General features: G+C 71.3%; 12 protein-coding genes. 8 read left to right on the top strand and 4 right to left on the bottom strand.

Annotation, left to right across the window (positions count from 1 at the left end; genetic code table 11):
* Window positions 1-301: 301 nt before the first annotated feature.
* Genes QSK36_RS25105 through QSK36_RS25125 form a run of 5 tightly spaced genes read left to right on the top strand, consistent with a single transcriptional unit; the run spans window position 302 to window position 12539 of the window.
* Entirely contained in the window at window positions 302-7864 is a 7563-nt protein-coding gene (locus QSK36_RS25105; protein WP_285784081.1) for a type I polyketide synthase, read from the top strand.
* A gap of 8 nt (window positions 7865-7872) precedes the next feature.
* On the top strand, window positions 7873-8892 hold the full coding sequence (locus QSK36_RS25110; RefSeq protein WP_221264473.1) for a 3-oxoacyl-ACP synthase III family protein: 1020 nt from the start codon (window positions 7873-7875) through the stop codon (window positions 8890-8892).
* 4 nt (window positions 8893-8896) lie between these two features.
* Window positions 8897-10615, top strand: a complete 1719-nt coding sequence (locus QSK36_RS25115; protein WP_285784082.1) for a fatty acid CoA ligase family protein — start codon at window positions 8897-8899, stop codon at window positions 10613-10615.
* Window positions 10612-11613 (top strand): NAD-dependent epimerase/dehydratase family protein, encoded by a 1002-nt coding sequence (locus tag QSK36_RS25120; protein WP_285784083.1) that lies wholly within the window; start codon window positions 10612-10614, stop codon window positions 11611-11613. The genes QSK36_RS25115 and QSK36_RS25120 overlap by 4 nt, the downstream gene beginning before the upstream one ends.
* Window positions 11610-12539 carry an alpha/beta fold hydrolase gene (locus QSK36_RS25125; RefSeq protein ID WP_285784084.1) on the top strand — a complete coding sequence of 310 codons (930 nt, stop codon included), beginning with the start codon at window positions 11610-11612 and terminating at the stop codon, window positions 12537-12539. The genes QSK36_RS25120 and QSK36_RS25125 overlap by 4 nt, the downstream gene beginning before the upstream one ends.
* A 23-nt stretch (window positions 12540-12562) precedes the next feature.
* Here QSK36_RS25125 and QSK36_RS25130 read toward each other — a convergent pair whose 3' ends face one another.
* The gene (locus QSK36_RS25130; RefSeq protein ID WP_285784085.1) at window positions 12563-13003 is read right to left on the bottom strand and encodes a low temperature requirement protein A; all 441 of its coding nucleotides are present in this window, start codon (window positions 13001-13003) and stop codon (window positions 12563-12565) included.
* 107 nt (window positions 13004-13110) lie between these two features.
* Entirely contained in the window at window positions 13111-13893 is a 783-nt protein-coding gene (locus QSK36_RS25135; RefSeq protein ID WP_285784086.1) for a hypothetical protein, read from the bottom strand.
* A 153-nt stretch (window positions 13894-14046) separates the two neighbouring features.
* Here QSK36_RS25135 and QSK36_RS25140 point away from each other — a divergent pair, with 153 nt between their 5' ends.
* The 3 genes from QSK36_RS25140 (at window position 14047) to QSK36_RS25150 (ending at window position 16923) form a co-directional block, all read left to right on the top strand.
* Window positions 14047-14397 carry a PadR family transcriptional regulator gene (locus tag QSK36_RS25140; protein WP_285784087.1) on the top strand — a complete coding sequence of 117 codons (351 nt, stop codon included), beginning with the start codon at window positions 14047-14049 and terminating at the stop codon, window positions 14395-14397.
* A 295-nt stretch (window positions 14398-14692) separates the two neighbouring features.
* The gene (locus QSK36_RS25145) at window positions 14693-16228 is read left to right on the top strand and encodes a S8 family peptidase (protein ID WP_183543662.1); all 1536 of its coding nucleotides are present in this window, start codon (window positions 14693-14695) and stop codon (window positions 16226-16228) included.
* 491 nt (window positions 16229-16719) lie between these two features.
* Window positions 16720-16923 (top strand): cold-shock protein, encoded by a 204-nt coding sequence (locus QSK36_RS25150; RefSeq protein ID WP_139577431.1) that lies wholly within the window; start codon window positions 16720-16722, stop codon window positions 16921-16923.
* 301 nt (window positions 16924-17224) lie between these two features.
* Here the strand turns inward: QSK36_RS25150 and QSK36_RS25155 are convergent, their stop codons facing one another.
* Window positions 17225-17533, bottom strand: coding sequence for a hypothetical protein (locus QSK36_RS25155; protein WP_285784088.1), 309 nt, complete (start codon window positions 17531-17533; stop codon window positions 17225-17227).
* Between the two features lie 432 nt (window positions 17534-17965).
* Window positions 17966-19372 carry an alpha/beta hydrolase gene (locus tag QSK36_RS25160; RefSeq protein WP_183543658.1) on the bottom strand — a complete coding sequence of 469 codons (1407 nt, stop codon included), beginning with the start codon at window positions 19370-19372 and terminating at the stop codon, window positions 17966-17968.
* Window positions 19373-19755: the final 383 nt, after the last annotated feature.

Genomic DNA, 19755 nt, shown 5'->3' on the forward strand with positions numbered 1-19755 from the left:
GGCAGCGCGGGAGGATCGGGTAAGCCGCGGCACAACTCCGCCCCAAGCGCGGTAGGACGCCATTAGCCATGCGCCGGTGAAGCCGGTGCGTCAGGCGATTCCTGAAGGTTTCCCGCATACCGCACATAACATCCTTCTCTTGGATAAATACGCAGAGTGCCTATTCATATACGAGGAGTTGTGATGACATAGTGCCCGATCCGCCTAGCCCTGTGCCAGGCGCGCTAGGTGGACCCTGGCCGAGACAGCAAGCCGACCGGCGAAGTGCCGGGTCGTGGTGGACCTGAGCAGGAAGGGCGACATGAGCGCGGACGACCCGACAGCAGAGCAGGCATGGCCGGAGCACGCGGCGGCGGTGGTGGGCGTGGGGTGCCGTCTGCCCGGCGGAATCGTGAACCTGGACGGGCTGTGGCAGGCGTTACGGCAGGGCGACGATCTGGTCGGCCAGATCCCGCCGAGCAGGTTCGAGGCCGATCGGTTCGTCGACGACACCATGCCGAGGCCGAACAGGAGCTACACCCGGGCCGGGGGCTTCCTCGACGAGGACATCACCGCCTTCGACGCCGCCTACTTCGGCATCTCCCCCAAAGAGGCCGCCTCGATGGACCCGCAGCAGCGGTTGCTCCTGGAGATGGCGGTCGAGGCCCTGGACGACGCGGGCATCGATCCGGCGGTGCTGGCAGGCACGGACACCGGAGTGTTCATCGGCATCTCAGATCCCGCCTACGGCACGATGCAGGCGTTGGAGCCGGGTGCCATGGGCCCGTACTCGATGTCGGGGGCGACCCTGTCCATCGCGGCCAACCGGCTGTCGCACTTCTTCGACCTGCGCGGGCCGAGCATGAGCATCGACACCGCGTGCTCCTCGTCGTTGACGGCCGTGGAGCGGGCCTGGCGGTCCCTCGCGGAGGGATCCAGCCGGGTGGTGCTGGCCGGCGGGGTCAACCTGCTGCTCAGCCCGGGCCCCTTCATCGGTTTCAGCCAGGCGTCGATGTTGTCGCCGACCGGCCGGTGCCGCGCGTTCTCGGCCGACGCCGACGGGTTCGTACGCTCGGAGGGCGGCGGTGTGGTGGTGCTCAAGCGCCTGGCCGACGCGATCGCCGACGGGGACCGTATCCACGGCGTCATCGTCGGCGCCGCCGCCAACAACGACGGCCACACCATGGGGCTGGCGTTGCCGAACGCCGAAGCGCAGGAGGCCCTGTTACGGCAGGTGTACACCACGGCGGGCATCAGCCCCGACGAGATCGTGTACGTGGAGGCGCATGGCACCGGCACCCAGGCCGGTGATCCGGCCGAATGCCAGGCGCTGGGGCGGGCGCTGGGCAGCCGGCGCACGCGCGGAGTCCTGCCCATCGGCTCGGTGAAGTCCAACCTGGGGCACCTGGAGCCCGCCTCCGGCATGCCGGGGCTGTTCAAGGCCCTGCTGGTACTCCGGCACCGGATGATCCCGCCCTCGTTGCACGCCACCACGCTCAACCCCCGTATCGACTTCGACGCCCTGGGGCTGAGCGTCACCGTCGAGCCGCGACCGCTGGACGAAGCAGGTGAGCGGCCCGTGATCGGCATCAACTCTTTCGGGTTCGGGGGCGCCAACGCCCACGTGGCACTGGCCGCACCGCCCGCCCCCCGGGAAGCACCGGCACCCCCCGCAGGAGCGCTGCCCGTCGTCGTGTCCGCGCGCAGCCGGTCCGCGCTGCGGGAAGCGGTGGAACGGACCGCCGCGCACCTGACGTCACTCGATGAACGGGATTTCTACGATGTGGCCTACACCGCGACTCGGCGGCGCGGCGGCCACCGGCATCGCGCCGTGGTGCTGGCCGATACCGCCGCGGCGGCGGCGCGGGCGCTGGCGAGCCTGGCGGACGCCCCGGAGCCGACCGGCCCCGCAGGTGAGTCCGGTGCGGGCAGGCGGCTCGGAGCCGGGGACGCGGCGGTGGCGGAGTCGGAGACGGTGGAGCACGGGCGGGTGGCGTTCGTGTTCTCCGGCAACGGTTCGCAATGGGCCGGGATGGGCGCCGATCTGCTGTCCGACGAGACCTTCCGCTCGGCCGTGGAAGCGGTCGACGACGAACTGTCCGATCGGCTCGGCTGGTCGGTGCTCAAGGAGCTGTCCCTGCCGGCCGACCGGTCACGGCTGTCGGCGACCGAAGTGGCGCAGCCGTTGCTGTTCGCCGTCCAGGTCGGTCTGGTGGAGATGCTCAAGGCGGCGGGCGTACGGCCGGGAGCGGTGCTCGGCCACAGCGTGGGCGAGGTCGCCGCCGCCTACACCGCCGGCGCCCTGTCACTGGCCCAGGCGGCGCAGGTGATCTCCGAGCGCGGCATGGCGCAGTCGGTCACCCGGGGGCAAGGCCGGATGGCCGCACTCGGGCTGCCCGAGACCGCGGCCAGGCAGATCCTGGCCGGCTACCCGCAACTGGAGGTCGCGGCGGTCAACTCCGACCGCGACGTCACGATCGCCGGACCGGACGGATCGCTGAAGTCACTGGGTGAGGACCTCTCCTCGCGCGAGATCTTCTTCCGCGAGCTGGACCTGGACTACGCCTTCCACAGTGGCGCCATGGATGCGGTGCGGCAGCCCCTGGCCGAGGGACTCGCCGGGCTGCGGCCCTGCCCGGCGCATATCCCTCTGATATCCACGGTGACAGGCGGCCTGGTCCGGGGGACGGAGCTGGACGCGGCGTACTGGTGGCGGAACGTCCGAGAGCCGGTGCGGTTCGCAGCGGCGGTCGAGCGGGTGCTCGGCGACGGCTTCGACGTGCTGCTGGAGATCGGCCCGCATCCGGTGCTGCGCTCGTACCTGCGCCGCATAAGCGGCACCGCGCGGGTACGCACGGCCGTCGTGACCACCTTGCGCCGGGACGAGCCGGGCCCGGCGCGCGTCCGCCGCGCGGTCGCCGAGCTCGTCGCGGCCGGTGCGCGGCTCGACTGGGATCGGTACTTCCCCCGCCCCGGCGCGGTGCGATCGCTGCCGGCCTACCCCTGGCAGCGCGAACGGCACTGGATCGGCGGCCCGCACACCTGGGTGCAGACCAACATCGACACGACGATCCAGCATCCGCTGCTCGGACAGCGGATGCCGGTGCTGGACCCCACCTGGCAGGGAGAGATCGACCGGGTACGGGTGCCCTGGGTGGCCGATCACCGGGCGGGCGGTGCCGCCGTCATGCCGGCCACCGGATACGTGGAGATGGCCGTCGCCGCCGCCCGGCTGGCCATACCGGACGCCGCCGAGGCGGTGGAGGTGGACAGGGTCGACATCAGCCGGGCCATGGTGGTGCCGTCACAGGCCGGCGCCGATCCGTTGTACGCGCAGACGTCACTGTGCGCCGAGACCGGGCGGATCACCGTTGCCAGTGCCGACCGGCAGGCGGATCAGCCCCGCGAGCACTTCCGGGCCCGGGTGCGGCCGCTGCTGCGCCAGATTCCGCCGCCGCTGGACGTGGCCGCGCTGCGCGCTCGCATCGGCACGCCCGTGGACGTGCCCGGCTACTACGCGCGGGCCGCCGAAGGCCACATGGTGTGGGGGCCGCGGTTCCAGGTCCTGACCGAGCTGTGGATGGGCGAGCGGGAGGTGCTGGGCGCCTACTCGTGCCCGGAGCAGGGGCAGGGGCGCTATCAGATGCACCCGGTGGTGCTGGACAGCGCGCTGCAGGCCGGCGTGCTGTGGCTGGTGGACTCGCTACGGTCGGGCCGCGGCTACATGCCCGCCGCGATCGGCTCCGTCCGCCTGTGGGGAACGCCCTCGGCACAGGGACTGGTGTACGTACGGGAACGTTCCCGCAGCGCCGAGGAGGTCTGCTGGGACATCGTGGTGGCCGACGACGACGGCCGGGTCGCCGCCGAAGTGGAGGGCTGCCGGCTACGCCGGATGCCCGGCGTCCACATCACCCCGGTCACCCGTTACGAGACGGCGCTGCGGGCCGCGCCCCGGGCCGGCGCGCCCGCCGAGCCGTGGCCGGCCCCCGGTCCCGGGCGGATCCTGTCCGGCGCGGCCGAGCAGATCGACCGGCTGCGCTCGGCGTGGCACGAGCTTGACTACCCGGCGTACGCGGCACGGCTCGAAGAGGTGTTCGCGCACACACTGGCCGCTGCGCTCGGGGAGCCGACCGGCGGGCGGCCGATCGACGTCGAGACACTGCTCGAGGCATGCCCGGGGGCGCACCATCGGCGGATGCTCCACGCGGCCCTGCCATTGCTGGAACGGCACGGACTGCTCGAACGGCCGGTCGAGGGCGGCCCTCGCCTGGTGCCGACGGATACGGACCCGCGCGACCTCCACCGTGACCTCCTCACCGGGGGAGCCGCCTTCGCCGCCCAGAGCGCCCTGTCCGTACGCGTCGGCCGGTGCCTGCCCGACCTGCTTGCAGGCCGGCGCGCCGGCTCCGACGTCCTGACCTCCGGCGGCGGTCATGAGCTGATGGAGCAGTTCCACGACATCGGGCCGGTCAACCTGTTCACCAACCGGATCGCCCGGGCGCTCGTCGAGCAGATCGTCCGCCTATGGCCGGCCGACCGGCCGCTGCGTGTCCTGGAAGCCGGTGCGGGAACGGGCGGCACCACCGCCATGCTGCTGCCCGTCCTGCCCGCCGACCGCACCCGCTACCTGGTCACCGACCTCGCCGAGGCGGCGTTGACCCGGCTACGGCAGCGCTTCGCCGGCTTCGACTTCGTCGACTACGCCGTCCTCGACCTCGACGACGACCCGGTGGAGCAGGGGCTGGCCGCGGGCGGATTCGATCTCGTGGTCGCGGCGAACAGCCTGCACCTGGCCCGTGACCTGCCCGCCGCGCTGCACCACCTGTCCGCCCTCCTGGTTCCCGGCGGTCAGTTGCTCCTCGCCGAACCGCACCGGGTGGAGACCCTGTTGCCGTTCCTCGGCATGCAGGAGGAGTCCTGGGACTTCACCGACCGGCACCCGCGCCCGCGCTCGCCGCTGCTGTCCCGGGAAGAATGGCCGGAGGTGCTGGCGGAGGCCGGCTACCGCGAGGTCGTCCAGACCGGCGACGACGACGAACTCGCGGCCGGCGACTTCTCGGTGATGCTGGCCACCGCTCCGGCCGCCACCGGGGGCGTTCCGGCCACCGCGCACCCCGTACCGGACGCCGCCGGCACGTGGATCCTCGCCGGTGAGGACGGCACCGACGCTCTGACCGCCGAGTTGCGGGCTCTGCTGCGAACCCGTGGCGGCGACGTGCTCCACTCGCCGCTCAGCGACGATCCCGACCACTGGACCGATCACTTCCCGCCCACCGCCCAGACGGTCGCCATCGCGGTCGTCCTGGGCGGAGCGGACGACAGCGAGCTGCGCGGAGCCGACAACACCGATCCGAAGGCGACCGTCGAGCAGATCACCCGGCGGGCCGCGGCGCTGCGGGCCATCGCACTGGCCTGCGAGCAACTGCCCGAGCACGTCGCGACCACGGTGTGGCTGGTGGCCCGCCCCTGCGCCGCGCTGCCGGAACCCCGCCTCACCGACGTCCGGCTCCACCCCGAGGACGCGGCGACCTGGGGGACGATGCGCTCGCTGAGCAACGAGCAGCCGCGTCTGGCGATACGCAGGCTCTGCCTGCATCCCAGCGGTGACGCCGCGCAGGACGCCGGTCGCCTGGCGGCGGAACTGCTCGCCCCTGGTGAGGAGGACGAGATCCTGCTCACCCGTCGAGGACGTTTCGTACCGCGGCTGCTGGAGTCAGGCGAGCACGCCCGCAGCCTGCCCGTCGGCTCGGGCGGCTCCTACCGGCTCAAGGTGTGCGATCCGGGGCTGTCTTACACGCTGGCCTGGGAGGAGATCCCGATGCCGCAGCCCGCTCCTGACGAGGTCGTGGTCGAGGTGCGGGCGATCGGGCTGAACTACCGCGATGTGATGCGCGCGGTGAACCTGCTGCCCACCGAGGCCGTCGAAGCGGTCTTCGGCGGGCACGAACTGGGCCTGGAATGCGCCGGGATCGTCACCGCCGTCGGTGCCGCCGTCACCGGAACGCGGCCCGGTGACCGGGTGATGGCCGCGGGACCCGTTGGATTCGCCAGTTACGCGAAGGTCAAGGCGTGGGCGGCCGTCACCCTTCCCGAGGGGATGACCTTCACCGAAGCCGCCACCATGCCGATGGCGTTCTCCACCGCGCATCATTCGCTGGGGTACTGCGCACGTGTCAAGGCGGGTGAGACGGTCCTGATCCACGGCGGCGCCGGTGGAGTCGGCCTGGCCGCGCTGCAGTACGCCCGGCACCACGGAGCCCGCGTGATCGCGACCGCCGGCACCGCCGCCAAACGCGACCTGCTGCTCGCGATGGGAGCCGACCACGTCCTGGACTCGCGCAGCCTGCGTTTCGCCGAGCAGGTCAAGGAACTGACCGGGGACCGGGGAGTGGACATCGTGCTCAACTCGCTGGCCGGTGAGGCCATCAACCGGGGCGTGGAATGCCTGCGGCACGGCGGCCGGTTCATCGAGCTCGGCAAACGGGACATCTACCAGAACAGATCCCTGCTGCTGCGCCCGTTCTCCGACAACATCGCGTTCTACGGCGTGGACGTCGGCACTCTCATGTGGAAGGCGCCCGAGCTGATGGCCGACAGCACGGCGCAGGCCGCCCCCCTCTACCACTCCGGGCGGTTCCGGCCGCTGCCGCACACGGTGTATCCGGCCGCCCGCGTCGCCGACGCCTTCGCCATGATGCGCCACTCCCGGCACATCGGAAAAGTCGTGGTGTCCTTCGACCCGCGCGACGAACCGGTCACCGTCCAGCCCCAGCAGACGGCGCCGCGCCTGGAACCGGAGGGGACCTACCTGGTCACGGGCGGCCTGGGCGGGTTCGGCGCGGCGACGGCTCGTCGCCTCGCCCGGCGGGGTGCCCGCCACCTGGCCCTGGTCGGCCGCCGGGGCGCCGAGGCGCCCGAAGCTCCCGCTCTGCTGGAGGAACTGGAGAGATCGGGGGTGAAGGTCCGCGCATACGCGGCCGACGTGGCCGACCGCGACGCCATGCGGCGGATCCTGCACGACCTGGACGACGGCGGCCACCCGCTGCGCGGCGTCGTGCACGCGGCCATGCACCTCGACGACGGCCCGCTCGCCGACCTCGGCGACGACCGGATCCGAGCCGTCCTGCACCCCAAGGTCGCCGGCGCGATGGTCCTGGACGAACTGACCCGGGATCGTCCCCTCGACCTGTTCGTCATGTACTCCTCCCTCACCACCATCGGCAACATCGGCCAGACGTCGTACGTCGCCGCGAACCTGTTCCTGGAGGCGCTGGCCCGGCAGCGGAGCCGGCAGGGCCTGCCCGGACTGACGGCCTGCCTGGGCGCACTCGCGGAAACCGGGGTGCTGACCCGAGGCAGGCAGGGAGAGGCACTGGCCAAGGCCGGGATCCCGCCGATGTCTCCCGCCCGGGCGCTGGACGCCGTGGAGGCCATGCTCGGCGAGCACGCCGACGTCGCCATGGTGGGCCGCTGTGACTGGGGCCGGTTGCGGCAGGTCCTGCCCAGCCTGCAGCGCCCGTGGCTGTCCCTGGTGCTGCCGCCCGGTACGGAGCAGCAGGGGCCCGACCTGCTGTCGCTGCTGGCGGAGATGAGCTACGAGCAGCAGTACGCGTACATCACCGACCAGGTCACCCGGTTGTTGTCCACCGTCCTGCTCGTCCCGGCCGACCAGATCGCCGAAGACCGGCGGCTGGACGAGTACGGACTGGACTCCCTGATGGCCACCGAACTGCTGACCTCCATCCGCGGCCGGTTCGGCATCGACATCCCGCCCATGGAGCTGATGCGCGGCGGCGGCACCGTCGCCGACATCACTCACAGCATGCTCATCCGCCTCGGGCTGCGCGGCGAACAGCAGCCCGCCGGTGCGAGCCGACAGAAGTGAGGACTCCAGTGACCCACCTGCACACCCGGATGGCAGGGGTGGCCGCCCACCTGCCGGAGACCACACTGAGCACGGCTGAGCTGGAAGACCGGCTCGCCGACCGCAATCCCACCCTGGACCTGCCCCGAGGGCTGATCCACGACCACAGCGGAGTCCGGCGCCGGCACATCGCACTCCCTCACGAGAAACCGTCCGACCTGGCGGCGCACGCCGCCCGCCGGGTCCTGGAGGACAACGGCCTACAGGCCGCCGACCTCGATCTGCTCATCTACGCGGGGGTGTCGTCCGACGCCGTGGAGCCGGCCACCGGACACGTCGTCGCCGCCAAGATCGGGGCCTGCTGCCCGGTGTTCGACGTACGCAACGCCTGCAACAGCGTGCTGAACGCCATCCAGGTGGCCGACGCGCTGATCTCCGGCGGCCGTCATCGGCGGGTCCTCGTCTGCTGCGGAGAACTGCCCACCGCCGGCACACCGTGGACCCTGGCCGACGCCGAGGAGTACGTCACCGTCGCCGCGTCCTACACCGTCTCCGACGCCGGCGCCGCACTGCTCCTGGAGGCCGGCACCGAACCGGGGGTCCTCGCCCACCGGTTCTCCGCATACTCCGCCGGATGGCAGGCAGCGGTCTCCGCGGTGGACAACCTCACCACCGACCCGTGGGCGGGCCGGCCCACCATCGGGCCGCTCATCGTCGACTCCGCCCAGTTGGTGCGCGGCATCGAGAACATCGATTACGCCGTCTTCCACAAGCCCCTCGCCGATCTCGGGCTGCACTGGGACGACTTCGCGGCCATCTGCGTGCACCAGGCAACGCTGCCGACGCTGTGGTGGTTCTGCGACCAGGTGCGCATACCGCAGGGCAAGGTCGTCGTCACCATCGCCCAGCACGGCAACCTCGTCGCGGCGACGCTGCTCGTACAACTGGCGCGGGTGGTCGCCTCGGGACGGGTACGACGCGGTGACCTGGTCGCCCTGGTCGGCCTGGCCAGCGGGGCCAGTGCCGGAATCGTGGTCGTGCGGTGGTGATCCGGTGACCACACAGGCGACCCCTCCCAGCGAATCCGGGCCGAGCGGCTCCGGCCCGGCCGAGCCGGCCGGCGAGCTGATCGTCCGCGCCGAGCGCTGGTTTCGGGAGCAGCCCGACGTGATCGCCTGCCAGGTCGGTGGCCGCACCCCGGTGGCCACCACCTACGGGCAGATGTCGCGGTCGGTGGACCGCACCGTCGCCGCCCTCGCCAGGGCCGGGATCCGGCCGGGCATGCGTACCGGCCTGCTGGTGCCGCCGGGTCCGGAACTGGGCGCGCTGGCCGTCGCCCTGGTGCGGCTCCGCGCGGTACCGGTGCTGGTCGATCCCGGACTGCCGCTCGACGCGATCAAACGCTGTCTGCGCCAGGCCGCGCCCGAGGCGTTCATCGCGATCCCCGCCGTGCAGCTGGCCAGGAGGCTGCTGCGCTGGACCCCTGACGTCCGCGTGTCCATCACGGTCCCCGCGCGGCGCCCCCGTAGCTCGGCGTGCCCGTCAGACGCAGGGCCGTTGGACGGGCCCGGACGTGGCCCTCGGCCCGGCGAGCCGGGAGGGTGGCCCCCCGCCGGCCCCGACGACCTGGCGCTGATCGCCTACACCTCCGGATCCACCGGCCCGCCCAAGGGCGTGCCGCTGCGTCACCGGCACCTGGCCGCGCAGCTCGACCTGCTGGGTGCCCTGGGCCCGGTGGAACCGGGAACGCCGGTGTTGTCGACGTTCGCACCGTTCGCCCTGGGAGCGGCGGCGTTCGGGGCGACCGTGGTCATCCCGGACATGGACCCGCGGCATCCTGTACGGGCCGACCCGGCCGCCCTGGTCGCCGACATCCAGCGGTATCGCGTGGCCGGGATGTTCGCCGCTCCCGCGCTGCTGGACCGGCTCGCGCGTCACTGCGCCGCCCATGGTCTGGTGCTGGACACGCTTGGCGACGTGGTGTCCGCCGGGGCGCCGCTGCCGGTGCCGGTGATGGACCGCCTGCGCGGCTGCCTGCGCGACGACGCGCGGGTGCTGTCGGTGTACGGCGCCACCGAATGCATGCCGGTGGCCGCGATCGAGAGCCGCCTGCTCGCCGAGCACACCGCGGCCACCGCCGCAGGGGCGGGCACCTGCCTGGGTTCGCCACTCCCGGGCACCGAGGTACGCGTCATCGCCGTCAGCGACGATCCGATCGAACGGTGGAGTGAGGATCTGGTCGTGCCGCCCGGCACCATCGGGGAGATCGCTGTGGCCGCCCCCACCGTCAGCGACCCCTATCTGGACGATCCGGAGGCGACCGCGCTGGCCCGGATCGGCGACGGGGACCGCGTCTGGCACCGGATGGGTGACGTCGGCCGGCTCGACGAGCAGGGAAGGCTCTGGTTCGCCGGACGCAAATCGGAACGGGTCCGCACCGCCGGCGGCGACCTCTACACCGACCAGGTCGAACCCGTCTTCGCCGCCGTGCCGGGAGCCGGCCGCACCGCACTGGTCGGCGTCGGCCCCGCCGGCGCCCAGCGTGCGGTCCTGGTCGTGGAGTGCGAACCCGAATCCCGGAGCGACGCTCGCGCGAAGGCTCGCATGAAGGCCGGCATCTTGGACCTGGCGGCCCGCCATCCGCACACCGCCGAGCTTCGGGAGGTGCTGTTCCATCCCGGGTTCCCGGTCGACGCCCGGCACAACAGCAAGATCCGCAGGCACGAGCTCGCCCTGTGGGCCTCGCGACGCGTCCGGGCAGGCAGACGATGAGGGTCCTGGTGACCGGGGGCGGCGGCTTCCTGGGAGAAGCCGTCTGCCGGCGGCTGGCCGCCCGCGGCGACACCGTCCACGCTCTCCAACGGCACCACAGCCCCGCGCTGGCGGCACTCGGGGTCACCCAGCACCTGGCCGACGTCCGCGACCGCGCGGCGGTGCTGGCCGCCGTCGCCGCATGCGAGGCGGTCGTGCACTGCGCCGCGAAGGCCGGCGTACATGGCCGGGACCGGGACTACGAGGAGATCAACGTGACAGGGACGCGGAACGTGCTGGACGCCTGCGCGCGTCACGGAGCGTGCCTGGTCCACACGTCCTCGCCGAGTGTCGTCCACGACGGACGGGACCTGGAAGGGGTGGACGAGTCCGTGCCCTACGCCCACCGTTTCCCCGCCGCCTATCCACGCACCAAGGCCGAAGCCGAACGGCTCGTCCTCGACCGCGCCGCCGCCGGGCGGGTGACAGCGGTCGCGTTGCGTCCGCATCTCATCTGGGGGCCAGGTGATCCGCACTTCCTTCCCAGGCTGGTGGCACACCGCCGCCTGCTGTGGCTGCTCGGCGAGACCGACAAGACCATCGACACGGTTTACATCGACAACGCCGCCGACGCCCACCTGCTCGCTCTCGACCGGCTGCGTCCCGGCTCACCGCAGACCGGCCGGGCCTACTTCATCACCCAGGGCGAGCCCTGTGGTTTCGGGGAATGGCTCAACCTGCTGCTGCGCGCCGCCGGGTTGCGCCCAGTGACACGCCGGGCACCGGCCGGGCCGGTCCTGCGGGCGGCCCGGCTGCTGGAGCGGGCTCGCCGGCTGCCGTGGGCGCGGCGCCTGCCGCCGCTGCTGTTCCTCGTGGAGCAGGCCTCGACGGCGCACTGGTTCGACATCTCCGCGGCCCGTCGCGAACTCGGCTACCAGCCCCGGGTGAGCATGGCGGAAGGACTGGCCCGGCTCACCGCCCACCTGTCCGCGCAGAACACGGCGGAGATCACCCGGTGACCGGATTCCCGGACTACCCGTTCACGTCCCGGTGGTTCGCCGACCCGCGCCGTGACGGCCTGCGCCAGCACTACCTGGACGAAGGGGCGGGACAGCCGATTCTGTTCCTGCACGGGAACCCATCCTGGAGCTACCTGTGGCGGCGGCCGATCCTCGCGCTGCGCGAGGAGTTCCGTTGCATCGCCCCCGACCACATCGGCATGGGCCTGTCGGACAAGCCGGGAACCGACCGTTACCCCTACGACCTGGCCGCCCGCGTGGACGACCTGGACGCCCTGACCGGACACCTCATCAGCGGCGGCGCCCCCGAACACGGGTGGACACTCGTCCTGCACGACTGGGGCGGGCCGATCGGCATGACCTGGGCCTGCCGCCACCCCGGCCGGGTCGCCCGCCTGGTCCTGCTGAACACCGCAGCCTTCCCCAACCCGCACGGCGAACGCGTACGCCCTCTGCTGCGGCTGCCGTTCTGGGTTCTGCGCGACACCCGGCTGGGAACCCGCCTGTTCCTACGCCACAACCTCTTCGCCCGCGGCGCCACCTGGCGTCCACTGGGAGTCCGGCGCCGGATGCCCGCTCCGGTGCGCTCGGCGTTCCTGGCCCCCTACGACCGGCCCGAGCACCGCGTGGCCGTCCAACGCTTCGTCCAGGACATCCCGTTGCGCCCCGGTGACCCTTCCTGGCCCGTTCTGCAGGCCACCGGCACGTCGCTGGCGCAGTTCGCCGACCGGCCCATGCTGATCGCATGGGGACTGAGCGACCCGGTCTTCGACCGCGCCGTGCTGAGCGAATGGCGACGGCGTTTTCCCGCCGCCCGGACTCGCCTGTATCACGGCGCCGGCCACTACCTGCTGGAGGACGCCCACGCCGACCTCGTCCCCGCTATCCGCTCATTCCTGCGCACCCCGCCTCGTACCGACGGCTGACACGAGGTTCGTCGATGAAAGCATCAACATGGGGTCGAACGGTGCTGGACGCTGCCCGACATCGCCCCGCCCGGATCACCCCCGACGGCCGGCGGCGTACTCCCACACGTCGACGGCGACGACCACCACGACCAACAGGCACAGCGCGCCCAGAGCGGGGACGAGACGGGCGACCGGCAGCAGCGCCGGCCGAGCCCGGCGGCCAGGATCCCGAAACGGTCGAACGCGTTGTCGACGTCGCGGGTGTTCGTGTGGACCGACGTGCTCACCCAGACCCAGTAGACCGGGACGAAGAGCACCAGTGCCCGGCCCAGCCCGGCCAGGGAGTGGTCCGCGTGCAGCGAGGCGGACAGCTGCGTGACGGCGAAGACGAAGACGAGGTCGAAGAACAGCTCCGCCCAGGTGACCCGCTTGCCCGCCGGCGTTCGCGCCGCGTGATCGGCCGCCGGGGCGTCCGCGGTCACGAGGCGGAACCCGTCCGAAGCGAGCGGACATATCTCATGATCAGCAAACATAGCCGTCATCGCCCGCGGTTCATGGTCACCGTCACCAGCGTCCGCGGTCAGTACGTCTAGCCCTTCCCGCCCGGCGCCGGGGAGGCCGGTGACTGTTCGTTTGGCAGCAGATACCGCCAGGAGAGCACGAAGGTCGTCCCCGAGCTGGTCGTGAAGAGCGACCGGCCGTACTTCTGCTCGGCGGGAACCGCCTTGGTGATCGCACTCACCGCCGCACCCTCGACGTCCTTCTGCCAGACCGGGTCCACCACGCCGGAAGGCTCCGGAACGCCCTCGGGCCAGGGCGCCGGCTTGCCCTCCGCCGACTCGGCCCCTTCGGCGACCACCCGGACGCGGGTGGCGACATAGTCGGCGCCCTCCGCGGCGGCCCGGGTCGCCAGGCCCTCCATCAGCTTCTTCGCGTCCACCAGCTGCTTCGGGTAGAAGTCCGCGAGCTGTTCCAGGGCCGGGACCCGGACCTCCAGCATCTTCCCGTCCTTCCCCCGTACGCCGAGGACGGTGTCCGGCACGTCCGTCACCGACGGAGCGCCCGGCTTCGGCTCCGCGGTCGGCGGCTGCCCCGTCAGGTATTCCTCCATCCGCGCGACCACCTCGCCCACCTCGGCATCGGTGAGCGTCATCTGCTTGCTCGCGTCGGCGATCACCAGGCCGTCGCCGTACAACACCACCCTCGGCGGACGCAGCGCGTTCATGGTCGCGGTCACGAAGCCGCCTTCCGCGCCCCACAAGGCGACCGGCTTCGCCGGACCGGCCGCGGCCGCCGACGTGTCCGGTTCCACTCCTCCGCAGGCCGCGGTCAGCGCCGTCACCGCCATGAGCAGGATCATTCGCAGTCTCATGCCTCCACCACGTAAGCACCCTCACCCTGGTTCATCCGACCGTCAACGGGAACTCCACGCCCGCCCGGGTCTCCACCTTCCTGTCCGACCAGGGCGGAAACCCCGATGGCCCGGCGGTTGCAGACGCTTCGTTGAACGGAATGATGTCGGCGCATGCCAAGGGGAACCTCAGAAGTCAGTGAGCCGATGTACTTCGCGCTCACCGCCCTACGCGCCGGCCCGCTGCACGGCCACGCGATCAGCAAGTCGATCACGGAGCTGTCCGGAGGCCGGGTCCAGCCGTCGGTCGGCACCCTCTACGGCATTCTGGAGCGCCTGAACGAGCGAGGCGTGATCACGGTGGACAGAGAGGAGACGGTCAACGGCCGCAACCGGCGCTACTTCCAGGTCACCGAGGGCGCTGGTGGAGGCCGAGGCCAGGCGCATGCACGAGGCCGCCCAGCTCGTGCTGCGCCCCACCACATGACCATGACAGCGGACAGGAACCGCACGAGCACCGCCTGATCCCCGATCTCGGCACGAAGCGCTTCGTGCGTTGCGTTCGATCGCCGGTCGGCAGAGTGGTCCGGTCAGCAGAGTGGTCCGGTCAGCAGAGTGGTCCGGTCAGCAGAGTGGTCCGGTCGGCAGGGTGGTCCGGTCAGCCTTCCGCGTTGGTGAACTCTTGAACAGTTCACGATCGAGCTGTTACCGTCACCAACCAACTCTAAAGGCTTGATTCGGGGCGATTTCGGGCTTTCGGAATCGGGGCCAGCCAGACCGCGGCAATGGTGCCGCGGTCTCACCGTTCTAGGAGCAACGCATGCAGCATGCCCTGCCCAAGCGACGCCTCGCGGCCACCGCCGTGGCGTTCGCCATGGTGGGTGCCGCCTTCCTCGGAGGCGCTACCGACTCGGCCAGCGCGGCCACCACCGACGAGCCGACGTCGACACCGGTCAACGTGGACATCCCCGACGGGATGCTCATGAGCTACGTCGTCAACGCCCGGATCGCCAACCCCGGCCAAACTCGTCTCGTCGAGCGCGCAGTCGAGGCCGCCGGAGGTGTCGTCGTCCAGTCCTGGCCCGAGATCGGCGTGGTCGTCGCCCACTCCGACCGCGCGGCCTTCCGCGTGAACGTCACCGCCAAGGGTGGCAACGCGGTCGCCTCCGTCGGCGCCACCCGCACGGCCGGGGTCTCCGAGGGGACGCCGGCCGACCTGGCCCCGCCGTGGGGCCCCGGCGCCAACGGGTACAAGAAGGGTGCCAAGAAGCCGGTCAACGGCGACATCCCGTCCGACCCGCAGCCTGGCGAGAGCCTCGACCCCAACGAGGGCGTCCAGTGGGACATGCAAATGATCAAGGCCCCGCAGGCGCAGGCGATCTCCGACGGCAACCGCAACGTCCTCGTCGGGGTGCTCGACAGCGGCATCTCGCCGACACACCCGGACCTCAAGGCCAACATCGACGTCGCGAACTCGGTCAACTGCAGTGACGTCGGCCGTCCGGACCAGACGCCGTTGGCTTGGCGCCCGACGACGAGCGACCACGGCACGCACGTCGCCGGCACCATCGCCGCCGCCCGCAACAACATCGGCATCGTCGGTGTCGCGCCGAACGTGCGCCTGGCGTCCGTCAAGGTCGTCAACGACGACGGCTACATCTACCCGGAGTACGCCGTCTGTGGCTTCATGTGGGCGGGCCTGAAGCACATGGACGTCACGAACAACTCCTACTACGTCGACCCGTTCGAGTTCTGGTGTGACGACCAGCCCGACCAGGCCGCCAGCAAGGAGGCCGTCCGGCGCGCCGTGGAGTGGGCCACCACGCAGGGCGTCGTCAACGTCGCCGCGGCGGGCAACTCCAACTACGACATGGCCAACAAGACCGTGGACACGGGCAGCCCCAACGACGCGCCGAAGCCGACCGTGCGTACGATCAACAGCGGCTGCAGCGACATCCCGGCCGAGCTCGACGGTGTCGTGACGGTCGCGTCCCTGCAGCGCGTGGGCACCACGCTGGACAGCGTCCGGTCGTCCTTCTCCAACTACGGCCTCGGCAAGATCGACGTCGCGGCTCCCGGCTCGTCGATCTACTCGACGACGTGGAATACCCGGACGGGGACCGACGGCTACGGCACCAAGAGCGGCACGTCGATGGCGAGCCCGCACGTCGCCGGCGTCATGGCGCAGATGAAGTCGGCGCACCCGTCCTGGTCGCCGGCCACGATGCTCAGCGAGCTCAAGGCGCGGGCCGTATCCAAGCCGTGCCCGCAGAACACCGCGGCCTGCACCGGCACGGACGACGACAACAGCTTCTTCGGCGCCGGCGTCGTCGACGCCCTCGCAGTCGTCAAGTGAACTGACCCTGGTGTCACCTGAGTGACACCACCGCTCTGGGCCTGCACCGTCATGACGGTGCAGGCCCATCGCCATACTGCGCCAGGAGTCGGACCGGTGTCCTCCCCCACGCCCGTGGGGGTGAGCCCTGCGCAGGACTGCTGTGGCCCGGGGTCAGCCCCGCTCGGGGCCGCTCGGGCGCCGTTGGCACGCCACAGGCCCTCGGCAAGCCCCGACCCTTCCCGCGAGGAGCGGGCCCCGGGCCGGTGACGGGCATGGGTCTTCGGGGGACGCGTGCGGGTTTTGCGAGAGAGTGGCGCGGGAACGGCGTTGCGGCGTGTAGTGTCGGAGCAGAGGTTGTGTCGAAGTCCCAGTATGCGTTAAAGCGCTTGCTGAGTTTATGACAGCGGGCGTTACCGTATGGAGCCGAGGCTTTCCCAAGGCGGTCGGTCGCAGCAGCCCGAGGATCACATCCGTGGCCCTCGAGATCGTCTCATCAAGGAGAAAGCATCATGGCTCAGGGAACCGTCAAGTGGTTCAACGCCGAAAAGGGCTTCGGCTTCATCGCCCCCGACGACGGCACTCCGGACGTCTTCGTCCACTACTCGGCCATCGACGCCGGCGGCTACCGCTCGCTGGAGGAGAACCAGCGGGTCGAGTACACCGCGGGCCAGGGCGCCAAGGGCCCGCAGGCCGAGCAGGTTCGCCCGCTCTAAGCAACACTTCACCGGCGATGCCGGGCGCACTGAGACGTGGCCCGTCATCTGACGGCATCCGGCCCCGGGCTCCTCACGGAGTCCGGGGCCTCGTCATGCGGACGCACGATCTTCCGCGGCCGAGATCCGCTGGGGACGACCCGCCGCAACACCGCCCGGCCCACCCGGCGAACATTCATGGTCACCCCACCAGCCGGCCGTGAGCACAACCAGGATTTCAACCCGGTGGGCGGCGACATCACACCGATGAACCGGGGCCTTACCGGCTATGCGGCACCAGGTCGTGCTGTCGTCCGTCGGCTCAGCGGTTGGTCCACAGGTGCCAGAACCAGTCGCCCTCGGAGCAGGTGTAGTGCTCCCAGTGGCCTCGGTCGATCCCTCCCTGGCCGGCTGCCACACACTTGGAGTGGCTCGTGAACCAGTCGCGGTACACATCGTCTCCGGCGGGCCGCTGGGCAGCGCCGCCGTCCTGGAGCGCGGCTACGCCCGGCGGCAGTTGCGCCGGCAGGGTGGCCGCCGTGGCGGGCAGGGCGACGGTGCCGACTGCGAAGACCAGGGCGGTGGCGCCAGCCAGGCGGCGGGCGAGAGCGGGAACGCTGGACAGCGTCAAGAAAGCCTCCTCGGCAGTTGTGGTGTCACCCCCAGATCTTCATACAACTCTCTGTTATTGAACAACTACCCAAAGTGACATAATCGGCTGTCGGCTGGACGGCTTCTGTTCACCCAGGCCGGGCCGGGATCCGGCCCACGCGAGCCACGAGACGTCGTCCATCCCGTGATCAGCCACTGTCCGTGCTCGCTGCGGCGGTGCTCGCCTTCCGCGCCTCCCCGACCACCGCCTGTGGAACGGTGATCACTGGTGCGCGCCGTGAGTGTCAGCGGCCCGGATCGTGATCAGTGTTGGCTGTTCGGTGATCCGCAGGATACGCGGGGCGGGCATGGAGCGTCCGTCCAAGAATCGGATGGTGTCGGCACCGCGATCGGCCGGCATTGAGGCTGGTGCGGAATGGGATCACATGGTTTCCGCCGGGCTTGCCGGCATCTACGAGCCGATCAGGGAGGAGTGCCGGCCGACGACAAGGCGGCCGGGCCGGTAGCGGACGAAGGCGGCCCCGCCGAGGTTCAGGGACAGAGCGGAGCGCTGCAGGACGGCGGGTTCGGCGACGTCGCCCCAGCGGCCGGTCGTGACCCGCCTGTCGATCGCCCGCACGCCCGCGACGATCTCCGCGGTGGTGAAGGCGCAGTGGCCCTGGCGCGCGACGTACGCCTGCCGGAGCAGCCGTTCGTCGCCGGCCGCCCGGACCCGTTCGGCGAACGCCGCCTCCTGCTGCACCGGGACGAGCTGGTCGGCGATGGTGTGCAGGTTGAGCAGCGGCACCGCGAGGCTCTGACCGGCGGTGGAGGACGCCTCCAGCCTGCGCCGCGCCCCGGGGTCGGCGTGCAGGTCGGCGCCGCGGGTCAGGGTGGCCAGGTCGGCGCGCAGGTCGAGGCCGGCCTTGCGATACAGCGCCCGCACCTGGCCGGCGTGCTCGGAGTCGCGCAGCAGCGCCGCGTAGTCGAGCCCGGCGTTCCAGGACGTGTTACCCCCGGCGGACTGCTCGATGGACCAGCGGCCGTTCTCGATGAACCCGAGCACCCCTTGGGAAAGCCAGGCGAACTGCTGGGCCTCCTGCCCCTCTGGATCGCCGGCCGCCGGCGGGTTCTGGCCGGGCGCCCAGTCGCTCTGGTTGAGATAGGCGGCGGCGAGCGCGATCCTGGCCCGTCCCTGCGGGGTGGCCTGCGCGGCGGTCACGGCGTCGGTCAGCCGCTGCGCCGTCGCGGCGGCGTCCGCGGCGTCGGCGAACCCGGTGAGCCGCACGTCCTGGCCGGGCATCAGCAGCGAGGCGATCGTGTACTCGGCGTCGTACTGGTAGTCGTCCAGGTCGACGCCCCCTGCGACGAGGCTGCACAGCCCGAGGGCCCCGTCGACGCGGCCGGCTCCGTCGCGGGCGATCTGGGCGTTGACCAGGCCGCCCATGGACAGCCCGACCGACAGGGTGCGGGACGGTCGGCCGACCGTACGGCCGAAGGCGTCGAGGGTGGCGAACTGGTCGCGTTCGGCGCTGTTCAGCGCCCACCACGAGCCCTGCGGGTCGAACGAGGAACCGGCGACCGCGTAACCCTCCGAGAGAAGGGCCGTGCGAGCCTCGTCGGAAGGTGCATTCTGCGCGACAGCCGGACCATAGCCGTGGCTGAACAGCAGGAGCGTGCCGTTCCACTCGGCGGGCACGTCGGCGATCCAGGTGGCGCCGTCGGCGAGGGTGCCGGACAGGTGTGAGGGGGTGGTGGCCGCAGCGGTGGTGCCGGTCCGAGTGTCCGTCGCGGCCCCGGCCGTTCCGGTCAGGGTGGCCGCGGCGAGGGCGAGAGAGCCGGCGACGGCGGCGGGAATGCGAAGGAGGCGTCGAGGCACGAAAGCGCTCCGTTCCCGGGAGAGGGGGATGTCCTGTGAACGCGGAACACCTCGAAGCTATGGCAGTATTTTTACCGCCGTCAAGACAATGCCGAATGTCCGTTGCCCCCACGAGCGGACCGGGCGAGCGTCGATCAGGAGTCGGGAACCAGGACGGCGACGGCATCCGATGACCTCCCGCGCACGCTACGGGAAGCGCCCATCGCCGCCAGAGTCACCGTCGAATCAGCGGTGAGCGCGCACACCGTCCGGGAAGTGAACCGCGCCGGGTCTGGTTGGAGGCTGATGACCACCGGCCTCCCACTTCGGCTCTAGAGGGCGGCCCCATCTCCGGTTCGAAAATGGGATCACACGGTTTCCGCCGGGCTTGTCGGCATCTGCGA

Source organism: Microbispora sp. NBRC 16548 (assembly GCF_030268985.1).
GTDB lineage: Bacteria > Actinomycetota > Actinomycetes > Streptosporangiales > Streptosporangiaceae > Microbispora > Microbispora catharanthi.